The 17,980-nt window shown below is 33.6% G+C and carries 17 protein-coding genes; 3 read left to right on the forward strand and 14 right to left on the reverse strand.

The genetic code is table 11. From position 1 onward, the window contains the following. Positions 1-2 precede the first annotated feature (2 nt). From DPN68_RS09350 to recR, 4 genes are all read right to left on the reverse strand, one after another. Positions 3-980, reverse strand: a complete 978-nt coding sequence (locus DPN68_RS09350; RefSeq protein WP_113989394.1) for an SDR family oxidoreductase — start codon at positions 978-980, stop codon at positions 3-5. Further along, positions 965-3,421 carry a polysaccharide biosynthesis tyrosine autokinase gene (locus tag DPN68_RS09355; RefSeq protein ID WP_113989395.1) on the reverse strand — a complete coding sequence of 819 codons (2,457 nt, stop codon included), beginning with the start codon at positions 3,419-3,421 and terminating at the stop codon, positions 965-967. Before DPN68_RS09355 ends, DPN68_RS09350 begins: the two co-directional genes overlap by 16 nt. A 10-nt stretch (positions 3,422-3,431) precedes the next feature. Beyond that, positions 3,432-4,223 carry a polysaccharide biosynthesis/export family protein gene (locus DPN68_RS09360; RefSeq protein WP_113989396.1) on the reverse strand — a complete coding sequence of 264 codons (792 nt, stop codon included), beginning with the start codon at positions 4,221-4,223 and terminating at the stop codon, positions 3,432-3,434. Between the two features lie 82 nt (positions 4,224-4,305). Then, complete coding sequence (gene recR / locus DPN68_RS09365; RefSeq protein ID WP_113989397.1) at positions 4,306-4,926, reverse strand: recombination mediator RecR; 621 nt, start codon at positions 4,924-4,926, stop codon at positions 4,306-4,308. Positions 4,927-5,005: 79 nt separating this feature from the next. On the opposite strand from recR, the gene DPN68_RS09370 reads away from it, so the two are divergent. After that, a complete protein-coding gene (locus DPN68_RS09370; RefSeq protein ID WP_113989398.1) occupies positions 5,006-6,448 on the forward strand; it encodes a sodium:solute symporter in 1,443 nt (480 codons plus the stop codon). Here DPN68_RS09370 and DPN68_RS09375 read toward each other — a convergent pair. Further along, positions 6,425-6,781: a CoA-binding protein gene (locus tag DPN68_RS09375; RefSeq protein WP_113989491.1), complete on the reverse strand. Its 357-nt coding sequence runs from the start codon at positions 6,779-6,781 to the stop codon at positions 6,425-6,427. The two genes, DPN68_RS09370 and DPN68_RS09375, sit on opposite strands and share 24 nt — an antisense overlap. A 167-nt stretch (positions 6,782-6,948) precedes the next feature. Here DPN68_RS09375 and DPN68_RS09380 point away from each other — a divergent pair, with 167 nt between their 5' ends. Next, entirely contained in the window at positions 6,949-7,572 is a 624-nt protein-coding gene (locus tag DPN68_RS09380; RefSeq protein ID WP_113989399.1) for a MarC family NAAT transporter, read from the forward strand. 73 nt (positions 7,573-7,645) lie between these two features. Next, on the forward strand, positions 7,646-9,067 hold the full coding sequence (locus DPN68_RS09385; RefSeq protein WP_113989400.1) for an SDR family oxidoreductase: 1,422 nt from the start codon (positions 7,646-7,648) through the stop codon (positions 9,065-9,067). A gap of 45 nt (positions 9,068-9,112) precedes the next feature. Here DPN68_RS09385 and ctlX read toward each other — a convergent pair whose 3' ends face one another. From ctlX to rpsD, 9 genes are all read right to left on the reverse strand, one after another. Next, entirely contained in the window at positions 9,113-10,048 is a 936-nt protein-coding gene (ctlX, locus tag DPN68_RS09390) for a citrulline utilization hydrolase CtlX (protein ID WP_113989401.1), read from the reverse strand. 79 nt (positions 10,049-10,127) lie between these two features. Beyond that, positions 10,128-10,496: a four helix bundle protein gene (locus tag DPN68_RS09395; protein WP_113989402.1), complete on the reverse strand. Its 369-nt coding sequence runs from the start codon at positions 10,494-10,496 to the stop codon at positions 10,128-10,130. Between the two features lie 49 nt (positions 10,497-10,545). Beyond that, on the reverse strand, positions 10,546-11,460 hold the full coding sequence (locus DPN68_RS09400) for a dimethylarginine dimethylaminohydrolase family protein (protein WP_113989492.1): 915 nt from the start codon (positions 11,458-11,460) through the stop codon (positions 10,546-10,548). 292 nt (positions 11,461-11,752) lie between these two features. After that, complete coding sequence (locus tag DPN68_RS09405) at positions 11,753-13,036, reverse strand: citrate synthase (RefSeq protein WP_113989403.1); 1,284 nt, start codon at positions 13,034-13,036, stop codon at positions 11,753-11,755. A gap of 167 nt (positions 13,037-13,203) precedes the next feature. Then, positions 13,204-14,496: a phosphopyruvate hydratase gene (gene eno / locus DPN68_RS09410; protein ID WP_113989404.1), complete on the reverse strand. Its 1,293-nt coding sequence runs from the start codon at positions 14,494-14,496 to the stop codon at positions 13,204-13,206. Between the two features lie 7 nt (positions 14,497-14,503). Further along, positions 14,504-15,613: a glutamine-hydrolyzing carbamoyl-phosphate synthase small subunit gene (carA, locus tag DPN68_RS09415; protein ID WP_113989405.1), complete on the reverse strand. Its 1,110-nt coding sequence runs from the start codon at positions 15,611-15,613 to the stop codon at positions 14,504-14,506. Between the two features lie 128 nt (positions 15,614-15,741). Further along, the gene (gene rplQ, locus DPN68_RS09420) at positions 15,742-16,230 is read right to left on the reverse strand and encodes a 50S ribosomal protein L17 (protein ID WP_113989406.1); all 489 of its coding nucleotides are present in this window, start codon (positions 16,228-16,230) and stop codon (positions 15,742-15,744) included. Between the two features lie 62 nt (positions 16,231-16,292). Beyond that, positions 16,293-17,285, reverse strand: a complete 993-nt coding sequence (locus DPN68_RS09425) for a DNA-directed RNA polymerase subunit alpha (RefSeq protein ID WP_113989407.1) — start codon at positions 17,283-17,285, stop codon at positions 16,293-16,295. 20 nt (positions 17,286-17,305) lie between these two features. Next, the gene (rpsD, locus tag DPN68_RS09430; RefSeq protein WP_113989408.1) at positions 17,306-17,911 is read right to left on the reverse strand and encodes a 30S ribosomal protein S4; all 606 of its coding nucleotides are present in this window, start codon (positions 17,909-17,911) and stop codon (positions 17,306-17,308) included. Positions 17,912-17,980 lie beyond the last annotated feature (69 nt).

The following is a 17,980-nucleotide window of genomic DNA, read 5'->3' on the forward strand; positions in this document are numbered from 1 at the left end:
ACTTATTTTAAATTTTTCCAATACCAATCTACTGCTTCCTCTAACCCTTTCTCAAATGAATGAGACGGAATGTATCCTAATAATTCTTCTGCTTTTTTTACACTAGCCAAAGAATGAGGAATATCTCCTATTCTATTTGGCCCATAAACAGGATGAATTGTAGCAATAGTAGCATCGTATTTTGCTAAATACTTTTTTAAATTCTGTACCAATTCGTTTAATGTGGTTTGGTCGCCCACAGCCGTATTAAAAACGGTATGCAATGCTTTTGGATTTTCAGTAAACAAAGCCAACTCATTCATTTGAATTACATTTTCAATATAAGTAAAATCACGCGAATAGTTGCCATCACCATTAATAACGGGACTTTCACCACGCATCAACTGCATCACAAACTTTGGAATAACGGCAGCATAAGCGCCATTAGGATCTTGTCTTCTACCAAAAACATTAAAATAACGCAAACCAATTGTTGCTATTCCATACGTTTTACCAAATACTTCAGCATACAACTCATTCACATATTTAGTAATTGCATAAGGCGATAAAGGTTTTCCAATCACATCCTCCACTTTTGGCAAAACCTCAGAATCACCGTAGGTTGATGAGCTAGCTGCGTAAACAAAGCGCTTTACTTTAGCATCTCTAGCGGCAACCAACATGTTTAAAAAACCAACAATATTTACTTCATTGGTAGTCAAAGGATCATTTATAGAACGCGGCACACTTCCTAAAGCTGCTTGATGCAGTATATAATCAGCCCCGCTCACAGCATTTTCACAAGTAGCCAAATCTCTAATATCGCCTTCAATCAATTGAAAATTTTCATTAGTCAAAAATGAAGCAATGTTTTTCTGATGCCCTGTTGAAAAATTATCCAAGCAAACCACCTCAAACCCTTTTGCTAAAAAATGTTCGCAAAGATTAGAGCCAATAAACCCAGCTCCTCCAGTTACGACAATTTTTATTTTTTTCTCCATTTTTTTAAATACTTTCTCCAACCTTTTACTTCTACTGCATCATCATGATACCCTTCACCATAAGCTCCATAGCCATAACCGTAGCCATAACCGTAGCCGTAACCATATCTAGATTGATTTTGGTAACCATTCAAAATGATACTAATATTATGTAACTCTCCTCTTTTATGCTTTTCGTTAATCACAGATAACATCCCTTTTTTGGTAAAACCTTGTCGAGTCACATACAATGTTGCATCACAGAATTTTGCTAATTCTAAAGCATCTGAAACTAAACCAACTGGCGGTGTATCTAAGATTATATAATCATAACGCAATTTCAACTCGTTAATCATTTCTTCCATGCTTTCTCCCATCAATAATTCGGATGGATTTGGAGGAATTGGACCAGAAGAAATTACATCTAAATAAGGAATATGGGTTTGTTGAATTACTTCATCCAATGATTTTTGTCCAATAAGATAATTTACAACTCCAGTAACATTATCAATTTTAAAATCGCCAAAAATTCTTGGTTTTCTTAAATCCAATCCTACTAAAACCGTTTTCTTCTCACTTAAAGCAAAAACAGTTGCTAAGTTGATTGAGTTAAACGTTTTTCCTTCGCCGCTCACAGATGATGTTAACATTACTGTTTTGGCTCCCGTTATATTGGTCTTTTTGTATAAATATTGCAAAGACGAACGAATAGCTCGGAAAGATTCTGCTAAAGGTGATTTTGGTTTTTCGAAGACTGATAAATTATTTTCTGTGTTTTTCTTACCCACTACTCCAATCAATGGAATTTTGGTTAACTTCAAAATATCATCTGAAGAGTTGATGTTATTATCTAACAACGTTAAAACAAAAACAATTAATAACGGAATTAAAAAACCTAATAATGCAGCTAAAATATAATTGATACTTGTTTTTGGTCCGCGTAAACCACCACCAACATCTTTTGCAGGATCAATAAATTCAACGTCGGAAACATTTGCCGCTTTTACAATTTCGGCTTCACTTCGTTTTTGTAAAAAGGAATTGTAAATTTTATCTTTTAAATCGTATTTTCTAGCAATTTTGATATAATCTTGCTGAATTTCTGGCAATTGACTTACTTCTCCCTCTGCTCTTGCAATATTTCTAGTGATTTGATTCATATCAACTTGCAAGAAAGTTTTATAACTTTCAATATTTTCTAGAAGCACATTTTTGATAGCTTCCATTTCCACATCGAATTCTGAAAACATTTTGGTACTTTTCACAGAATAACTCAACTCATCTCTCTTGGTAGAAAGTTGGATTAAATTGGAAACGTTGGCAATAATATTTGGCTCGTCAATTCCCGCAACTGTTGGCGCTGGTAATCTTGAAAAATCAGAATTCTTAACTAAGTAGGAACGAAGATTATTCAAATATTTTAGTTTTCTATCTAACTCGTCCTTTTGAATATCGTAACCTGATAATTTTTGCGTTAGCATTTCGCCGCCACCTTCGATTTCGAAGACATTTTTCCCTCTTCGAAAATCTTTTAGTTCACTTTCTGCATCCTTAATTTGCCCTTCCATTTGAGCTAATGTACTATCAATAAAGCGAATCGTATTGGTAGCAAATTGATTTTTTCTGTCCAATTGCGTTTTTCTCAACACGTTTACGGTTTCATTCAAATATTCCACTAGGCGGTGAATGTTATTTCCTTGAATTTGCAACGTAACTACTGATTGCGCTTTCATATCAGCAGAAACATCTATACCTCGGTAACGACCAACAGTTCCATTAAAATCGTCAAATCTTATGTAGTATTCTTTTCCAGCATAACCATAAGCATCCGGTTTAAGATGAATCGTCCCATTAAGAAAGGGTAAATTTAATTCTTCATCAATCTTGAAGATTTTGGTAAAGGCAACATTATCAATCGGAGCTTGACTCCTAGAATTGTCAACATAATGAATAAGTGTCTTTGAAGGATTTTGTGCAAAGTCAACAGACAATTCAAATTTACTTTCTGAAATGAATTTGATTTTTATTGGAGTTCCTGCTAATTGCCCTTTATTTTTATCAATTTGGATGTAAAATGGTGCAATTCCATAAACATCTTCGTAGTAATATTTTCCTTTTTGTAAATATTGGATGTAATACTCTAACTTATCTACTACAACTTCATTGTGCGAACGCGATTTTAAAGTGGTAATCATAGTTTGCACCTTATCGGAAACGCCACCCCAATTAAAAACCAAACTCGTATTAGAAGTAAAAAACGGATTGTTCTCTTCTTTAACTACAATTGAAGATTGCATACCATAAATTTTCTCTTTTCTGATATTTACATTGTATGCAATTAAAAAAGTAACCACCAAACTTAAAACAAACCATTTCCAAAACCCTACCAATCTTAAAAGAAATCCTTTAAAATCAAAGCTAGCTTGGGATTCAAGAAAATTAAAATCTTTAGTATCTAACATTTGTTGTTGTTTAGAAATTTCTCGACAAAAGTATTGCCGTTGTAATTAATGAAATTGCCGTCATGATTGTTCCCACGGTTTGCATTCCTGTGATTCCTGTTCCCCAAGATTTTTGACGTAACGGTTTCACGTAAATATAATCATTAGGTTGCAAATAAAAATACGGAGAATCCATCACTTTTGCATCGGTTAAATCCAAAACATGCGTTTCATAACCGTGTGGTAATTTTCTAATAATTTGTACTTCTTTACGATTTCCCGTTATGGTAATGTCTCCAGAATTCGCAATAGCTTCCATGATTGTTACCTTATCTTGATATAATACATTGGTTCCTGGACTTCCAATTTCTCCATTCATTGTATAGCGCAAACCAGCTAATTTCACATTAACAAAAATTCTTGCTTCAGTTTTAAAATATTCATCCAAAAGTCTTTTTTCAACAGTAGCTCGAATTTCTTCTATGGTATAACCCAATACGTTTACTTCACCAATTACAGGAATTCGAATATTTCCATGATCATCTACCACATAACCATTAAAATACATCGCTTGTGGTGTCATTTGTAATTGATTTGTATTGGCAGAAACATTAAACATTTCAACTAATTTCTGATCCAACGCTTTTAAATTAATACTCAAAATATCATTGGTTTGTACACGATACGGTTTAGATTCTGTTTGGCGAACTTCAATAGTGGATTTGTTTTCGCCTTTGTTTTGCAGGTAAACCAACTCTTTATTTGGCACACAAGATGTTGCCACAACAACCAATAGTATATATATAAAAGTTATTTTCTTCATTTTTCTCTGTTTGAGGAAACAAATATAGTTTATACAATTAAAATTTAAGAATTTATTGGGATTTTTTAATGCAAAAATCACATCACATTTGCTTCATTGAACTTTCAAACGGGATTCGATGCAACAAACTTCTTCCCAAAGTTACTTCATCTGCATATTCTAATTCGTCGCCAATAGCAATTCCTCTTGCGATAGTTGAAGTTTTTATACCAAAATCTTTGATTTGTTTGAAAATATAGAAATTCGTTGTATCGCCTTCCATAGTGGAACTTAATGCAAAAATTACTTCTGAAATGGCTCCCAATTTTACTTTTTCTACCAATGTTCCAATGTTCAATTGACTAGGACCAACACCTTCAATCGGATTGATTTTTCCTCCCAAAACATGATAAACACCTTTGAAAGTTCCTGTATTTTCGATTGCCATGACATCACGAACGTCTTCCACTACGCAAATGGTTGAAGCATCTCGGCTGGTATTGGCACAAATTTGACAAATAGGCGCATCAGCAATGTTGTGACACGAAGTACAATATTGAATTTCTTCACGCATTTTAGTTAAACTCGCACTCAGTGTTTGTGTTTGCGATTCCGGTTGGCGCAACAAATGCAAAACCAATCGCAAAGCCGTTCGTTTGCCAATTCCTGGCAATTGAGCGAATTCATTCACCGCGTTTTCCAATAATTTTGAAGGTAATTCCATAACGGCAAATTTACAAAACAAAGTGAATACGAGCTTTATTTTTGGAATTCTTTTATCTTTGTCCGAAATCCAATAACGTATGCAACCTACTACGATACTCATTACCATTTTAGCTTATTTTGGTGTATTGATTTTGTTTTCCTATTTCACAGGAAGAAAAGGCGATGATTCCAACGACTCTTTTTTCAAAGCCAATAAACAAGCGCCTTGGTATTTGGTGGCTTTTGGAATGATTGGCGCTTCACTTTCGGGCGTAACGTTTATTTCAGTTCCTGGAAAAGTAGAAGCTTCTCAGTTTGTGTATTTTCAGTTGGTATTGGGTTATATTATTGGGTATTTAGTCATTGGAACAGTTTTGTTGCCATTGTATTACAAGCTCAATTTAACTTCGATTTACACCTATTTGCAAGATCGTTTTGGTAACTATTCCTATAAAACTGGTGCTTGGTTTTTCATTATTTCTAGAACGGTTGGTTCTAATTTACGCTTGCTTTTGGTTGCTGATGTATTGCAAACCTTAGTTTTTGAATCATTAGGAATTCCGTATTGGATTACGGTTTCGGCTACCATTTTGTTGATTTGGGTTTACACGCACAAATCGGGAATTAAAACCATTATTTGGACGGATACGTTGCAAACTTTGTTTATGCTGGTTGCCGTTGGCGTTTGTATTGTGGTGGTTTCGCAAGATTTGGGATTAAACATTGACAATTTCTCTAGTTTTATTGCTGAAAGCGATTTTTCTAAAACTTTCTTTTTTGAAGATGCAAGTTTGCCAACATATTTTTGGAAACAATTCCTTTCTGGAATATTTATTGCCATTGTAATGACCGGTTTAGACCAAGATATGATGCAGAAAAACTTAACTTGTAGAAGTTTGAAAGACGCACAAAAAAATATGTTTTGGTTTACCATTGTGCTGACTTTTGTGAATTTTATGTTTTTAGTAATGGGATTACTTTTCACCGAATACGCCATCAAAAATGGAATCGACGCACACAAAGACCAATTATTCCCCATTCTTGCCAATGAACATTTAGGAATTGTGGCTGCTTTCTGTTTTATTTTGGGATTGATTGCATCAGCTTATTCTAGTGCGGATAGTGCTTTGACTTCGTTAACCACTTCATTCAGTATTGATATTTTGGAAATTGAAAAAAAATACGACATCCAAAAACAAGTTGCGATTAGAAAACGTATTCACCTTATGTTTGTTGGAATTTCGATTTTGGTGATTTTATTTTTCAAATACGCTTTTAACGATGCTAGTATTATTGACAAAGTATTGAAATTCGCTGGATTTACTTATGGTCCATTATTAGGACTTTACGCTTTTGGCTTGTTTACCAAATGGAATGTAAAAGACAAATTGGTACCATTAGTTGCCATTCTATCTGTTGTAACTTCAATTGTTTTAAACTTAAAAAGCGAAACCTGGTTTGGATTCGCTTTTGGATTTGAAATTTTAATTGTCAATGGTTTACTGACGTTTATTGGATTAATATTGATTCGTCGCCAATAATACCAACGTACAAGCTACTTCATATTGAATACCATTGGCATCTAAAACAGCATAAAATTCAGGATTTTCAGTTCCAGGATTGAAGATAACGCGCCTTGGTTTTAAGGACAAAATGTAGTCGTAATATTCTTGTTGCGCTTTTGGATTCAAATATAGTGTAACGGTATCAATTCCGTGGAAATCTGTTTTTTCAGTTTCTATTGGAATATCAAACGCCATTCCTTTTTTGGCCCCAATGGCAACCACTTGATGGCTTTTATCTACTAAATTGTGAATGGCTTTGTATGAATAGCGCTCTTTATTTGTTGATGCGCCCAGAACTAATGTTTTCATGTTATTATTTTTTGACAAGTTTTAATTCACTTACAAGTACAAATTCAATGAAAATTTGTAAAAAATTATTGTATAAATTTAAGCAATTTAAATAATAATTATAACTTTGAAATAACATTATTTTAATCGGAAGTTTCGAAACTCCTTATTTCTTTGCATAAAAAACTATGGATTTATTTATTTACGTTTTCGCCGCCTTATTTTCTGTATTGAATCCTCTTGGAGCTGTTCCCATTTTTGTAGGATTAACTCAAGACGATTCCAAACAAGAACGCTCTCGAATTTCTATTTGGGCAGCTATTAATGTTTTCATCATTCTAACGATTTCGTATTTTGTTGGAAAATATGCATTGGCTTTTTTTGGAATTAGTATTGATTCCTTGCGAATTGCCGGTGGAATTGTAATTGTAACTTCTGGTTTTGCCTTATTAACTGGAAATTTCAGTAAAAAAAGAGGCGTAAATAAAAAAGTAGCTTCTGACGCTATGCAACGCAATGACATTGCCTTATCGCCATTAGCCATTCCAATGTTAGCTGGTCCGGGTTCTATGTCGTTATTAATTGCCATGTATCAAGAACACGCTGAAATTTCTCAAAAAATCACTACGTGTTTAGCCATTCTAGCCGTTGCTTTTTGTATCTTTTTGATTTTAAAAAGCGCGCATTATTTATCAAGAATTTTGGGTTCTTCTGGAATTGTAGCTATTTCGAGAGTCATTGGATTTATTGTAATTGCCATTGGAATTCAATACATTTCAAATGGTGTGGTTTCTATTTTTAAAATAGTATAAACAAATCCTAATTATTTAGAAAAAACACAAACTTCCATTCTTTTTTGCCTAAATTTAATGAAATTTGAAAACTATGCGAATTTTATTAACGGGTGCCAATGGTTATGTAGGTCGCAGATTGCTTCCCGAGTTGATTTCTCAAGGACATGAAGTGATTTGTTGTGTTCGTGATGCCAATAGACTGGGATTAGACACGGCAACATTGGAAAAAATCAGTATTTGGGAAGTCGATTTTTTGCACGAAATACAATTAGAAAGTATTCCAAAAAATATTGATGTTGCTTATTATTTGATTCATTCCATGTCATCGTCTACTGCTGATTTTGATGTTATGGAAAGTACAGCTGCTTCAAATTTCAATCACTACATGGATGCTATTGGTGCGCAACAAGTTATTTATTTAAGCGGAATTGTAAACCATGATGAACTATCAAAGCATTTGCAGTCTAGAAAAAATGTTGAAGATATTTTATTTGAAGGTAATTACAACACTACGGTACTTCGAGCGGGAATTATTGTGGGTTCTGGGAGCGCTTCTTTTGAAATCATTCGCGATTTGTGTGAAAAACTACCTATAATGATTACGCCAAAATGGGTTTTAACCAAATGTCAGCCCATTGCAATACGAGATGTTATTCGTTATTTGACTGGAGTTTTGCTAAAAAAAGAACACTACAATCAATCTTATGATATTGGTGGTCCTGATGTAATGACATATAAAGAAATGATGCTTTTGTATTCCAAGACAAGAGGTATAAAACTTTGGATGTTTACTCTTCCAATAATGTCGCCCAAGCTTTCTTCTTATTGGTTGTACTTTGTTACCTCTACTTCATATAAACTAGCTGTAAATCTTGTTGATAGTATGAAATTAGAAGTGATTTGTAAAAACAATGACCTTCAAAAAGCATTAGGAATCAAACCCATTACTTATGTTGAGGCTATTCAACTTGCTTTTTTAAAAATCGAACAGAATTTAGTAATATCAAGTTGGAAAGACAGCTTGGTTAGTAGTAGGTTTCATCATAATTTTTCAGAATTCATTCAAATTCCAACTTATGGTTGTTTAAAAGACCATCAAATTAAAAAAGTTACCCATGTAGCTAAAACATTAGATAATATTTGGTCAATTGGTGGAGAAAAAGGTTGGTATTATGGTAATTGGATGTGGAAAATTCGAGGGTTTATCGACAAACTTTTTGGTGGTGTTGGTTTGCGAAGAGGCCGAACACATCCTTCGCATTTAGATAGTGGAGATGCTTTGGATTTTTGGCGCGTATTAGTAGCGAATAAAGAAGAAAAAAGGCTACTTTTATATGCAGAAATGCGTTTACCTGGTGAAGCTTGGTTGGAATTTAGAATCGATGAAGAGAATCAATTGCATCAAATTGCTACTTTCAGACCAAAAGGATTACTAGGAAGAATGTATTGGTACAGTTTGGTTCCGTTTCATTATTTTATTTTTGGTGGTATGATTCGGAATATTACAAAATAAAAAAACCTGATACAATCAGGTTTCTTAAGTAAATTATATTTGTAATTATTTTTTTGGCAAGAAAACTTCAGCCATCATACAACGTGCGCTTCCCCCACCACAAGCTTCTATAATATCTAAACTTGCGTGTAAAATTTTGCAGTGTTTTTCGATTTTAGTGATTTGTTCTTTAGTTAGAACATTATAAGCTGCATCACTCATAATTAAGAATCTTTCATCATTTGCCCCACGAACTTGTAACATATTTCCTGCGAAATTATTCACTTGCTCTTCGGTGATTAAGATGATTTCTTTTCCGCTTTCTTTTAGCTTTTGCAATACCATTTTTCTTTCTGCTTTGTCGTCAATACAATCGGCACAAATTACGGCGAAAGTTTCGGCGATGCACATCATTACATTGGTATGATAAATGTGTTTTCTTTCCCCATTTACGGTTTGGTACGCTTCAAAAATTACAGGATTGTATTCAAAATCTTCACAGAATTCGATAAACAACTCTTCATCTGCTCTTGGAGATAAAGCACAGTAAGCGATTTCATTTTCTCTATCCAAAATAATACTTCCTGTTCCTTCAAGGAAAATTCCGTCTTCTTCAGCAGAAGTATAATCCATGATGTCATTGATTTCAAAACCTTTTTCTTCTAGAATATCGAAAACATCTTCTCTTCGTTCTAATCGACGATTTTCGGCAAACATTGGGTATAACGCAATATCACCATTTTCATGAAAAGAAATCCAATTATTTGGAAAAATACTATCTGGCGTATCGGGCTCTAATGTATCATCAATTACGATTACATTAATTCCAGCGGCTCTTAATTTCTCTACATAAGCATCAAATTCAGCTTGTGCTTTGGCATTTACCGTTGCTGGAAGCAATCCATCTAAGACTTTTTGGTAGTAATTATTTACGGCTGTTTGTTCGTTCATTCGGAATGCTACCGGACGAATCATTACTATGGAATTTGTGGTTTGGTTCATGGTTTGTTTTTGTTATCGGTTATCCGTTATTTGTTATCGGTTTTCAACTTTGTGTTAATAGTTTTAGTAATTGAAGTCGTTAGGTTTGCCAATTGTTGTCAACATATTTGATAAAGTTAAAAATCTTAGCTCCTAAAACATCATAATCATTTATAAATCTTTCAATTTCCGGAATCAAACCTGTATATAAATTCTTTATTTTCAATAAATGTCCTTTTGTTTCTAAGCAGCTTGAATGTGAATAAACTAAAAATTTAATAAAATCTGCTTTATATCGTTTTCTTCCATAACCTTCTACTACATTAGAATTAACTGAATCTGATGACCTTCTTAATTGGCTACCTAGTTCATATAGTTCATACTTTGGTAATAAAAGCGATGCAGGATGAACTTCATAAAACAAAGACAAACTTATTTTGTATATATCTAAATCTTCATAACTCTTCATAAAAAAAATACAAATTACACTAAAAAACTGAAAACAGACAACTTTTTATTTAATCTCTAATTAATGGCAAAGTTGAACATCTCAACAAACCTTCTTGTTTTGCTATTTCGGCGTATGGAATTTCTTCTACTGTGAATCCGTTTTCGCGAAGCCAATTGTTTAATCTGGTGAAATTTCGTTCAGAAACCACAACATCTGGTGCAATGGAGAATACATTGGAATTCATATGATACATTTCTTCTCTTTCAATGTGAAATAAATTTTCTTTTCCAAACAAATTCACCAAGAACATGTAATCTGCTTCTTCACGGAAACCGCTTTTGTAGATAATTCCTTTGTTGGTTCCTATTGGTTGAAAACAGCAATCCAAATGCAATGCATTATCACGAGGTTCGATTTTCGATTTTACTAAATCAAACTCCTTAACAATCTTGTTTGGAAACAATTCTTTTATAAAGTTAACCCCTTGCATATTTGTTCGTGCTGTAATGTAATCTTTATAATCTGAACCTTTGTATGTTCCAATGAAAATATATTCGTTCCAAGGCATTACATCGCCACCCTCTATGTGCACTTCTTCTGGCGGACGCACGACTTTCTTTGGATCAATTTGATCAATTACGTATTGAATAGCGTCTAATTCGCGTTCTCTATCTGGAAGAATATTGGCTTTGATAAAAATATCGTCAATTACGAAACCGATGTCTCTTGCGAAAATTTGGTTGTAATTTTCTATAATCTGCGGACGAAAAACTTTTACATCGTATTTCTGGAAAACTTTAAGAAAAGCTTCCATTTCTTTAACCATATCCGCTTCTATTGGATACGTTCCTGCTTTGATGTGTTCTAATGATTTTGGGTCATACGCTTCTTCTATTGTTGGCGTTGGTCCGTTACTTTCTGCAGTTCCTAAAACAACTGCTCTTAATCTTGAAGTTTCGTTTTTTACATTTAATTGTAACATAACTTGTTGGTTTTGCATTTAACCCAAATTACGCATTAGAAATCTATTACAAACTAAAACTACTTCAAAAATAAGCACTGACTCCTTTTTGAAATCTTAAAATATTACTATATTCCAAAATTTAAAAAAGTCCGTGAGCACCTATTTTTATTGTACTTTTAGCTTTCATAACGAAGTCTAATGTGTAATTTGGGTTTAAAATGCCATTTCGACAAAGATAGCAAAGGGAATTTGAGAAAAAAAACTTCTTTTAAACAAAAAAATCCTGATTGCTCAGGATTTTTTATTGGTATTATCTGTCTTTAATTTCTTTGAAAGGTCTTAATGTATAACCAGTGTAAACTTGTCTTGGACGTCCAATTGGTTCTTTATTAACACGCATTTCTTTCCATTGTGCAATCCAACCTGGTAAACGTCCGATAGCGAACAATACAGTGAACATTTCCACTGGAATTCCCATAGCACGGTAAATGATTCCTGAATAGAAATCTACGTTTGGATATAAGTTTCTTGATTTGAAGTATTCATCTTCAAGAGCTACTTTTTCTAATTGTTTTGCAATATCTAATAGCGGATCATCAACACCTAATGAATTTAATACATCATCAGCTGCTTTTTTAATGATAGTTGCTCTTGGGTCAAAGTTTTTGTAAACACGGTGTCCGAATCCCATTAAACGGAATGGATCGTCTTTATCTTTTGCTTTTAATACAAATTTCGCTACATCACCACCATTGTTATGAATTTCTTCCAACATTTCTAAAACAGCTTGGTTAGCTCCACCGTGAAGTGGTCCCCAAAGTGCAGAAACACCAGCAGAAATAGAAGCAAACAATCCAGCATGTGAAGAACCAACGATTCTTACTGTTGATGTTGAACAGTTTTGTTCGTGATCTGCGTGTAAGATGAATAATTTATCTAAAGCTGCAACAACTTTTGGATCTACTTTGTATGGTTCAGTTGGTAATTTGAACATTAAGTTCATAAAATTATCTACGAAACCTTTAGTATTATCATAATAATTTAATGGGAATCCCATTCTTTTTCTGTAGGTCCAAGTAGCAATAACCATAAATTTACCTAAGGTTTTGCATACTGCTTCATACATTTCTTTTTCGTTGTGCGGATTAACCGATTTTGGATTAAACGCTGTTAAAGCACTTGTTAACGAAGATAAAACGCCCATTGGGTGAGCTGTTTTTGGAAAACCTTTTAAAATAGTTTTCATTTCTTCGTTTACCAAAGTATATTTACGAATATCGTTCTCAAATTTTTCTAATTGAGAAGCTGTTGGCAATTCTCCGAAAATTAACAAATAAGAAACTTCTAAAAAGTTTGCTTTTTCTGCTAAATCTTCGATAGCATAACCTCTATAACGTAAAATTCCTTCTTCTCCATCTAAGAATGTGATTTCACTTTTGCAAGAACCTGAATTTTTGTATCCAGGATCGATAGTAATAGCTCCAGTTGCACTACGCAACTTGTCTATATCGATAGCTACTTCGTTTTCTGTTCCTACAATTACAGGAAACTCATACTTTTGGCCATCAAGCTCTAATATTGCAGTTTTTGACATATGTAAAAATATTTTTTTTGGGTATATAAATAAGAATAATGCGAATTTAATGAATCTAACTTGAATTCTAAAGTATTTTAGAATATTTTATGTTTATTTAATATACACCATAAAAAAATCCCAATAACTTTGATTTGCTATTGGGATAAATTTTAAAAGAAGAACAACTACTTTATCTTAAAAGCTTTTGCTTGAGGAAAATAAGCTACATCAGCTAATTCTTCTTCAATTCTTAAAAGTTGGTTGTATTTTGCCATACGATCTGAACGCGAAGCTGAACCTGTTTTGATTTGACCACAGTTTAAAGCAACTGCTAAATCAGCAATTGTATTATCTTCTGTTTCTCCTGAACGGTGACTCATTACTGAAGTATAACCTGCATTATGCGCCATATTTACAGCTGCAATAGTCTCTGTTAAAGTTCCAATTTGGTTTACTTTAATCAAAATGGAATTCGCAATTCCTTCATTGATTCCTCTAGATAATCTTTCTACATTAGTCACGAATAAATCGTCACCAACTAATTGTACTTTATTACCAATTTTATCCGTTAATAATTTCCAGCCATTCCAATCGTCCTCATACATTCCGTCTTCGATAGAAATAATTGGATATTTTTCAGCTAATTCAGCCAAATAAGAAGCTTGCTCTTCAGAAGTTCTTACTTTTCCAGTTTCGCCTTCAAATTTGGTATAATCGTATTTTCCGTTTACATAAAATTCTGAAGCGGCACAATCTAAAGCAATCATAATATCATCTCCAAAAGTATAACCTGCGTTAGTTACTGCTAATTTGATTGAATCTAAAGCATCTTCAGTTCCACCAGCTAAATTTGGTGCAAAACCACCTTCATCACCAACAGCAGTTGACAACTTTCTATCATGCAATACTTTTTTCAAGTGGTGAAAAATTTCAGTTCCCATTTGCATGGCATGAGTAAAATCTTTTGCTTTCACAGGCATAATCATAAATTCTTGGAAAGCAATTGGCGCATCAGAGTGCGAACCTCCGTTGATGATATTCATCATTGGAACTGGCAATGTATTGGCAGAAACACCACCAATATAACGATATAAAGGCAATCCTAATTCATTGGCAGCTGCTTTTGCAACCGCTAAAGAAACACCTAAAATAGCATTGGCACCCAAATTCGATTTATTAGCTGTTCCGTCTAATTCAATCATCATTTTGTCGATTAAATTTTGCTCGAAAACTGAAATTCCAACGATAGCTTCTGCAATTTTAGTATTTACATTTTCAACTGCTTTTAAAACACCTTTTCCCATGAAAGCTTTTCCGCCATCACGAAGTTCAACTGCTTCATGTTCACCTGTTGATGCTCCACTTGGCACAGCTGCTCTTCCTAAAACGCCATTTTCAGTGATTACATCCACTTCAACTGTTGGATTTCCTCTTGAATCTAATATTTGTCTTGCGTGAATTTTTAAAATGATACTCATGATATTTTTAATTTTTAGATGCTTTTATGTTATCGATAAATTGGTCAAAAAGATAGCTTGAATCATGTGGTCCAGGACTAGCTTCTGGATGGTATTGAACAGAAAAACAGTTTTTAGATTTCATTCGCATTCCTGCCACTGTTCCGTCATTTAAATGCATATGTGTTAATTCAAAATCAGGATGTTTCTCTAATTCTTCTTTCACAATAGCAAATCCGTGGTTTTGAGAGGTGATTTCACCTTTACCTGTAACTAAATTTTTAACTGGATGATTGATTCCTCTATGACCGTTAAACATTTTATAGGTTGGGATTCCATTAGCTAAGCCAATAACTTGATGTCCGAGACAGATTCCAAATAAAGGATTATTTTCATTTAAAATTTGGCGTGCTACCTCTTGAGCGGATTCCAATGGCTCTGGGTCACCAGGTCCGTTTGATAAGAAATATCCATCAGGATTGAACGATTTCAAATCTTCGTAAGAAGCATTGTATGGATACACCTTGATGTAACAATCTCTATTGGCTAAATTTCGAAGAATATTGGTTTTGATACCTAAATCCAATGCGGCAATTTTGTATGTAGCATTTTCGTTACCAAAAAAGTAAGGTTCTTTAGTTGATACTTTAGATGCCAATTCCAAACCATTCATATCTGGAACCTGCGCTAATTTTTCTTTCAGTTCTTCAATTGGAGTACCATCTGTACAAATAACAGCATTCATTGCGCCGTTATCTCTGATATAACTTACCAAAGCGCGCGTATCTACGTCAGAAATTACAATTAAATTTTGTTTTTGTAAATAATCGAATAAGCTACCTTCCGCATCGATACGCGAATAGTTGAAACTAAAATTTTTACAAACCAGCCCTGATATTTTAACACCATCAGATTCTACTTCGTTAGTATTTACTCCATAATTACCAATGTGTGCATTGGTAGTAACCATAATTTGACCAAAGTAAGACGGATCTGTAAAAATTTCCTGATATCCAGTAGTTCCAGTATTAAAAGCAACTTCCCCAAAGGTTGTTCCTGCAATACCAATTGATTTACCATGAAAAATAGTGCCGTCTTTTAGTAATAAAACAGCTTTTGAACGATTAGTGTATTTCATTATTGTTGTGTTGTTGAATGTGCAAATTTAATCTAAAAATTTGAAAAATAAATTTCAAAACAAAAATGTATAAAAAAAAGGATAAACTAAGAAAGTTTATCCTTTTATGTAAAATCATGCATTCATGATTATTCAGTTACTTCAGTATTTTCAGAAGTCTCAGCAGCTGGAGCTTCAGGAGTTGTTCCTTCTGCTTTTTTAGCTTTTCCACGACGAGTAGTCGCTTTCTTAACTTCTTTTTTACCTCCGTTGTACAATTCGTTAAAATCTACTAACTCGATCATTGCCATGTCAGCGTTATCTCCTAAACGATTACCTAATTTGATGATACGTGTGTATCCTCCTGGACGGTCACCTACTTTAGCAGCAACTTCTCTGAACAATTCAGTAACAGCATATTTATCTCTTAAATAAGAGAAAACTGTACGACGGTTGTGAGTAGTATCTTCTTTAGATTTTGTAACTAATGGTTCAACAAATTGCTTTAAAGCTTTTGCTTTGGCAACAGTTGTATTGATACGTTTATGTTCGATTAAAGAACAAGCCATATTAGCTAACATAGCTCTTCTATGTCCTTTTTGTCTACTTAAATGATTGAATTTTTTTCCGTGTCTCATGACCTTACTATTTAGCCTTCATCTTGCTGCAATCCACTTTGGAGAGCAAAATATGAAGTAATTTATTCTTTATCTAATTTATATTTGCCTAAATCCATTCCAAAGTTCAAACCTTTAGCAGCAACTAGTTCATCTAATTCTGTTAATGATTTTTTACCGAAGTTACGGAATTTCATTAAATCGTTTTTATTGAAAGAAACTAAGTCTCCTAATGTGTCAACTTCTGCCGCTTTTAAACAATTTAAAGCTCTAACAGATAAGTCCATGTCCACAAGTTTAGTTTTTAACAACTGTCTCATGTGTAATGACTCTTCATCATACGATTCTGTTTGAGCGATTTCATCAGCCTCAAGTGTAATTCTTTCATCAGAAAACAACATAAAGTGGTGAATCAACGTTTTAGCTGCTTCAGTTAATGCATCTTTCGGGTGAATAGAACCATCAGTGATGATTTCGAAAACTAATTTTTCATAATCAGTTTTTTGTTCTACACGGAAATTTTCTATCGCATACTTCACATTCTTTACTGGAGTGTAAATAGAATCTGTATAGATAGTTCCAATAGGTGCGTTAGCTTTTTTGTTTTCTTCAGCAGGAACATACCCTCTACCTTTTTCGATAGATAATTCCATGTTGATAGTTGTTTTACTATCTAAGTTACAAATTACTAGGTCTGGGTTCAATACTTGAAAACCAGAGATGAATTTTTGAAAATCACCAGCAGTAATTTGATCTTTTCCAGAGATTGCGATAGAAACAGATTCATTATCAACGTCTTCAATTTGTCTTTTGAAACGTACTTGTTTTAAGTTTAAGATAATTTCAGTTACATCTTCTACAACACCAGAAATCGTAGAGAACTCATGTTCTACACCTTCGATTCTTACAGATGTTATAGCGTATCCTTCTAGAGAAGAAAGTAAAACTCTTCTTAATGCATTACCAACTGTCAATCCGTAACCAGGTTCTAAAGGTCTAAATTCGAATTTACCTTCAAAATCGGTTGAATCGATCATGATAACTTTATCGGGCTTTTGAAAATTAAATAATGCCATATTGCGACTAAAGTCAATTATTATTTGTTATACAACTCAACGATTAGTTGTTCTTTAATGTTTTCAGGAATTTGAAGTCTTTGAGGAGCAGCTACGAAAGTACCCTCTTTAGTATCATTATTCCATGTAATCCACTCATAAACTTGAGAAGCATTAGATAAAGAACGCTCAATAGCTTCAAGAGATTTTGATTTTTCACGAACCGCAACTTTGTCACCTGGTTTTAAGTGATAAGATGGTACATTAACCAATTCACCGTTTACCGTGATGTGTCTGTGCGAAACGATCTGACGAGCAGCTCTACGAGAAGGAGCGATACCCATTCTGTATACTACGTTATCTAAACGAGCCTCACATAATTGAAGTAAGATTTCACCTGTTACACCTGAAGCAGCCGAAGCTTTTTCAAATAAGTTTCTGAATTGCTTTTCTAAAATACCGTAAGTATATTTAGCTTTTTGCTTCTCCATTAACTGAACAGCGTACTCAGATTTTTTACCTCTCTTTTTAGCCAAACCATGTTGTCCTGGAGGGTAATTTCTTTTTTCGAAGGCTTTGTCTTCTCCGAATATTGCTTCGCCAAATTTACGAGCAATTTTTGTTTTTGGACCAGTATATCTTGCCATTTTAAAAAATTAAATTAAGGTAGTGATTATGAATTCAGGTCTTAAAATCCTTCGATAATCGTTAGTCTA

Origin of the sequence: Flavobacterium tibetense, from assembly GCF_003293845.1 — a bacterium.
Taxonomy (GTDB): domain Bacteria; phylum Bacteroidota; class Bacteroidia; order Flavobacteriales; family Flavobacteriaceae; genus Flavobacterium; species Flavobacterium tibetense.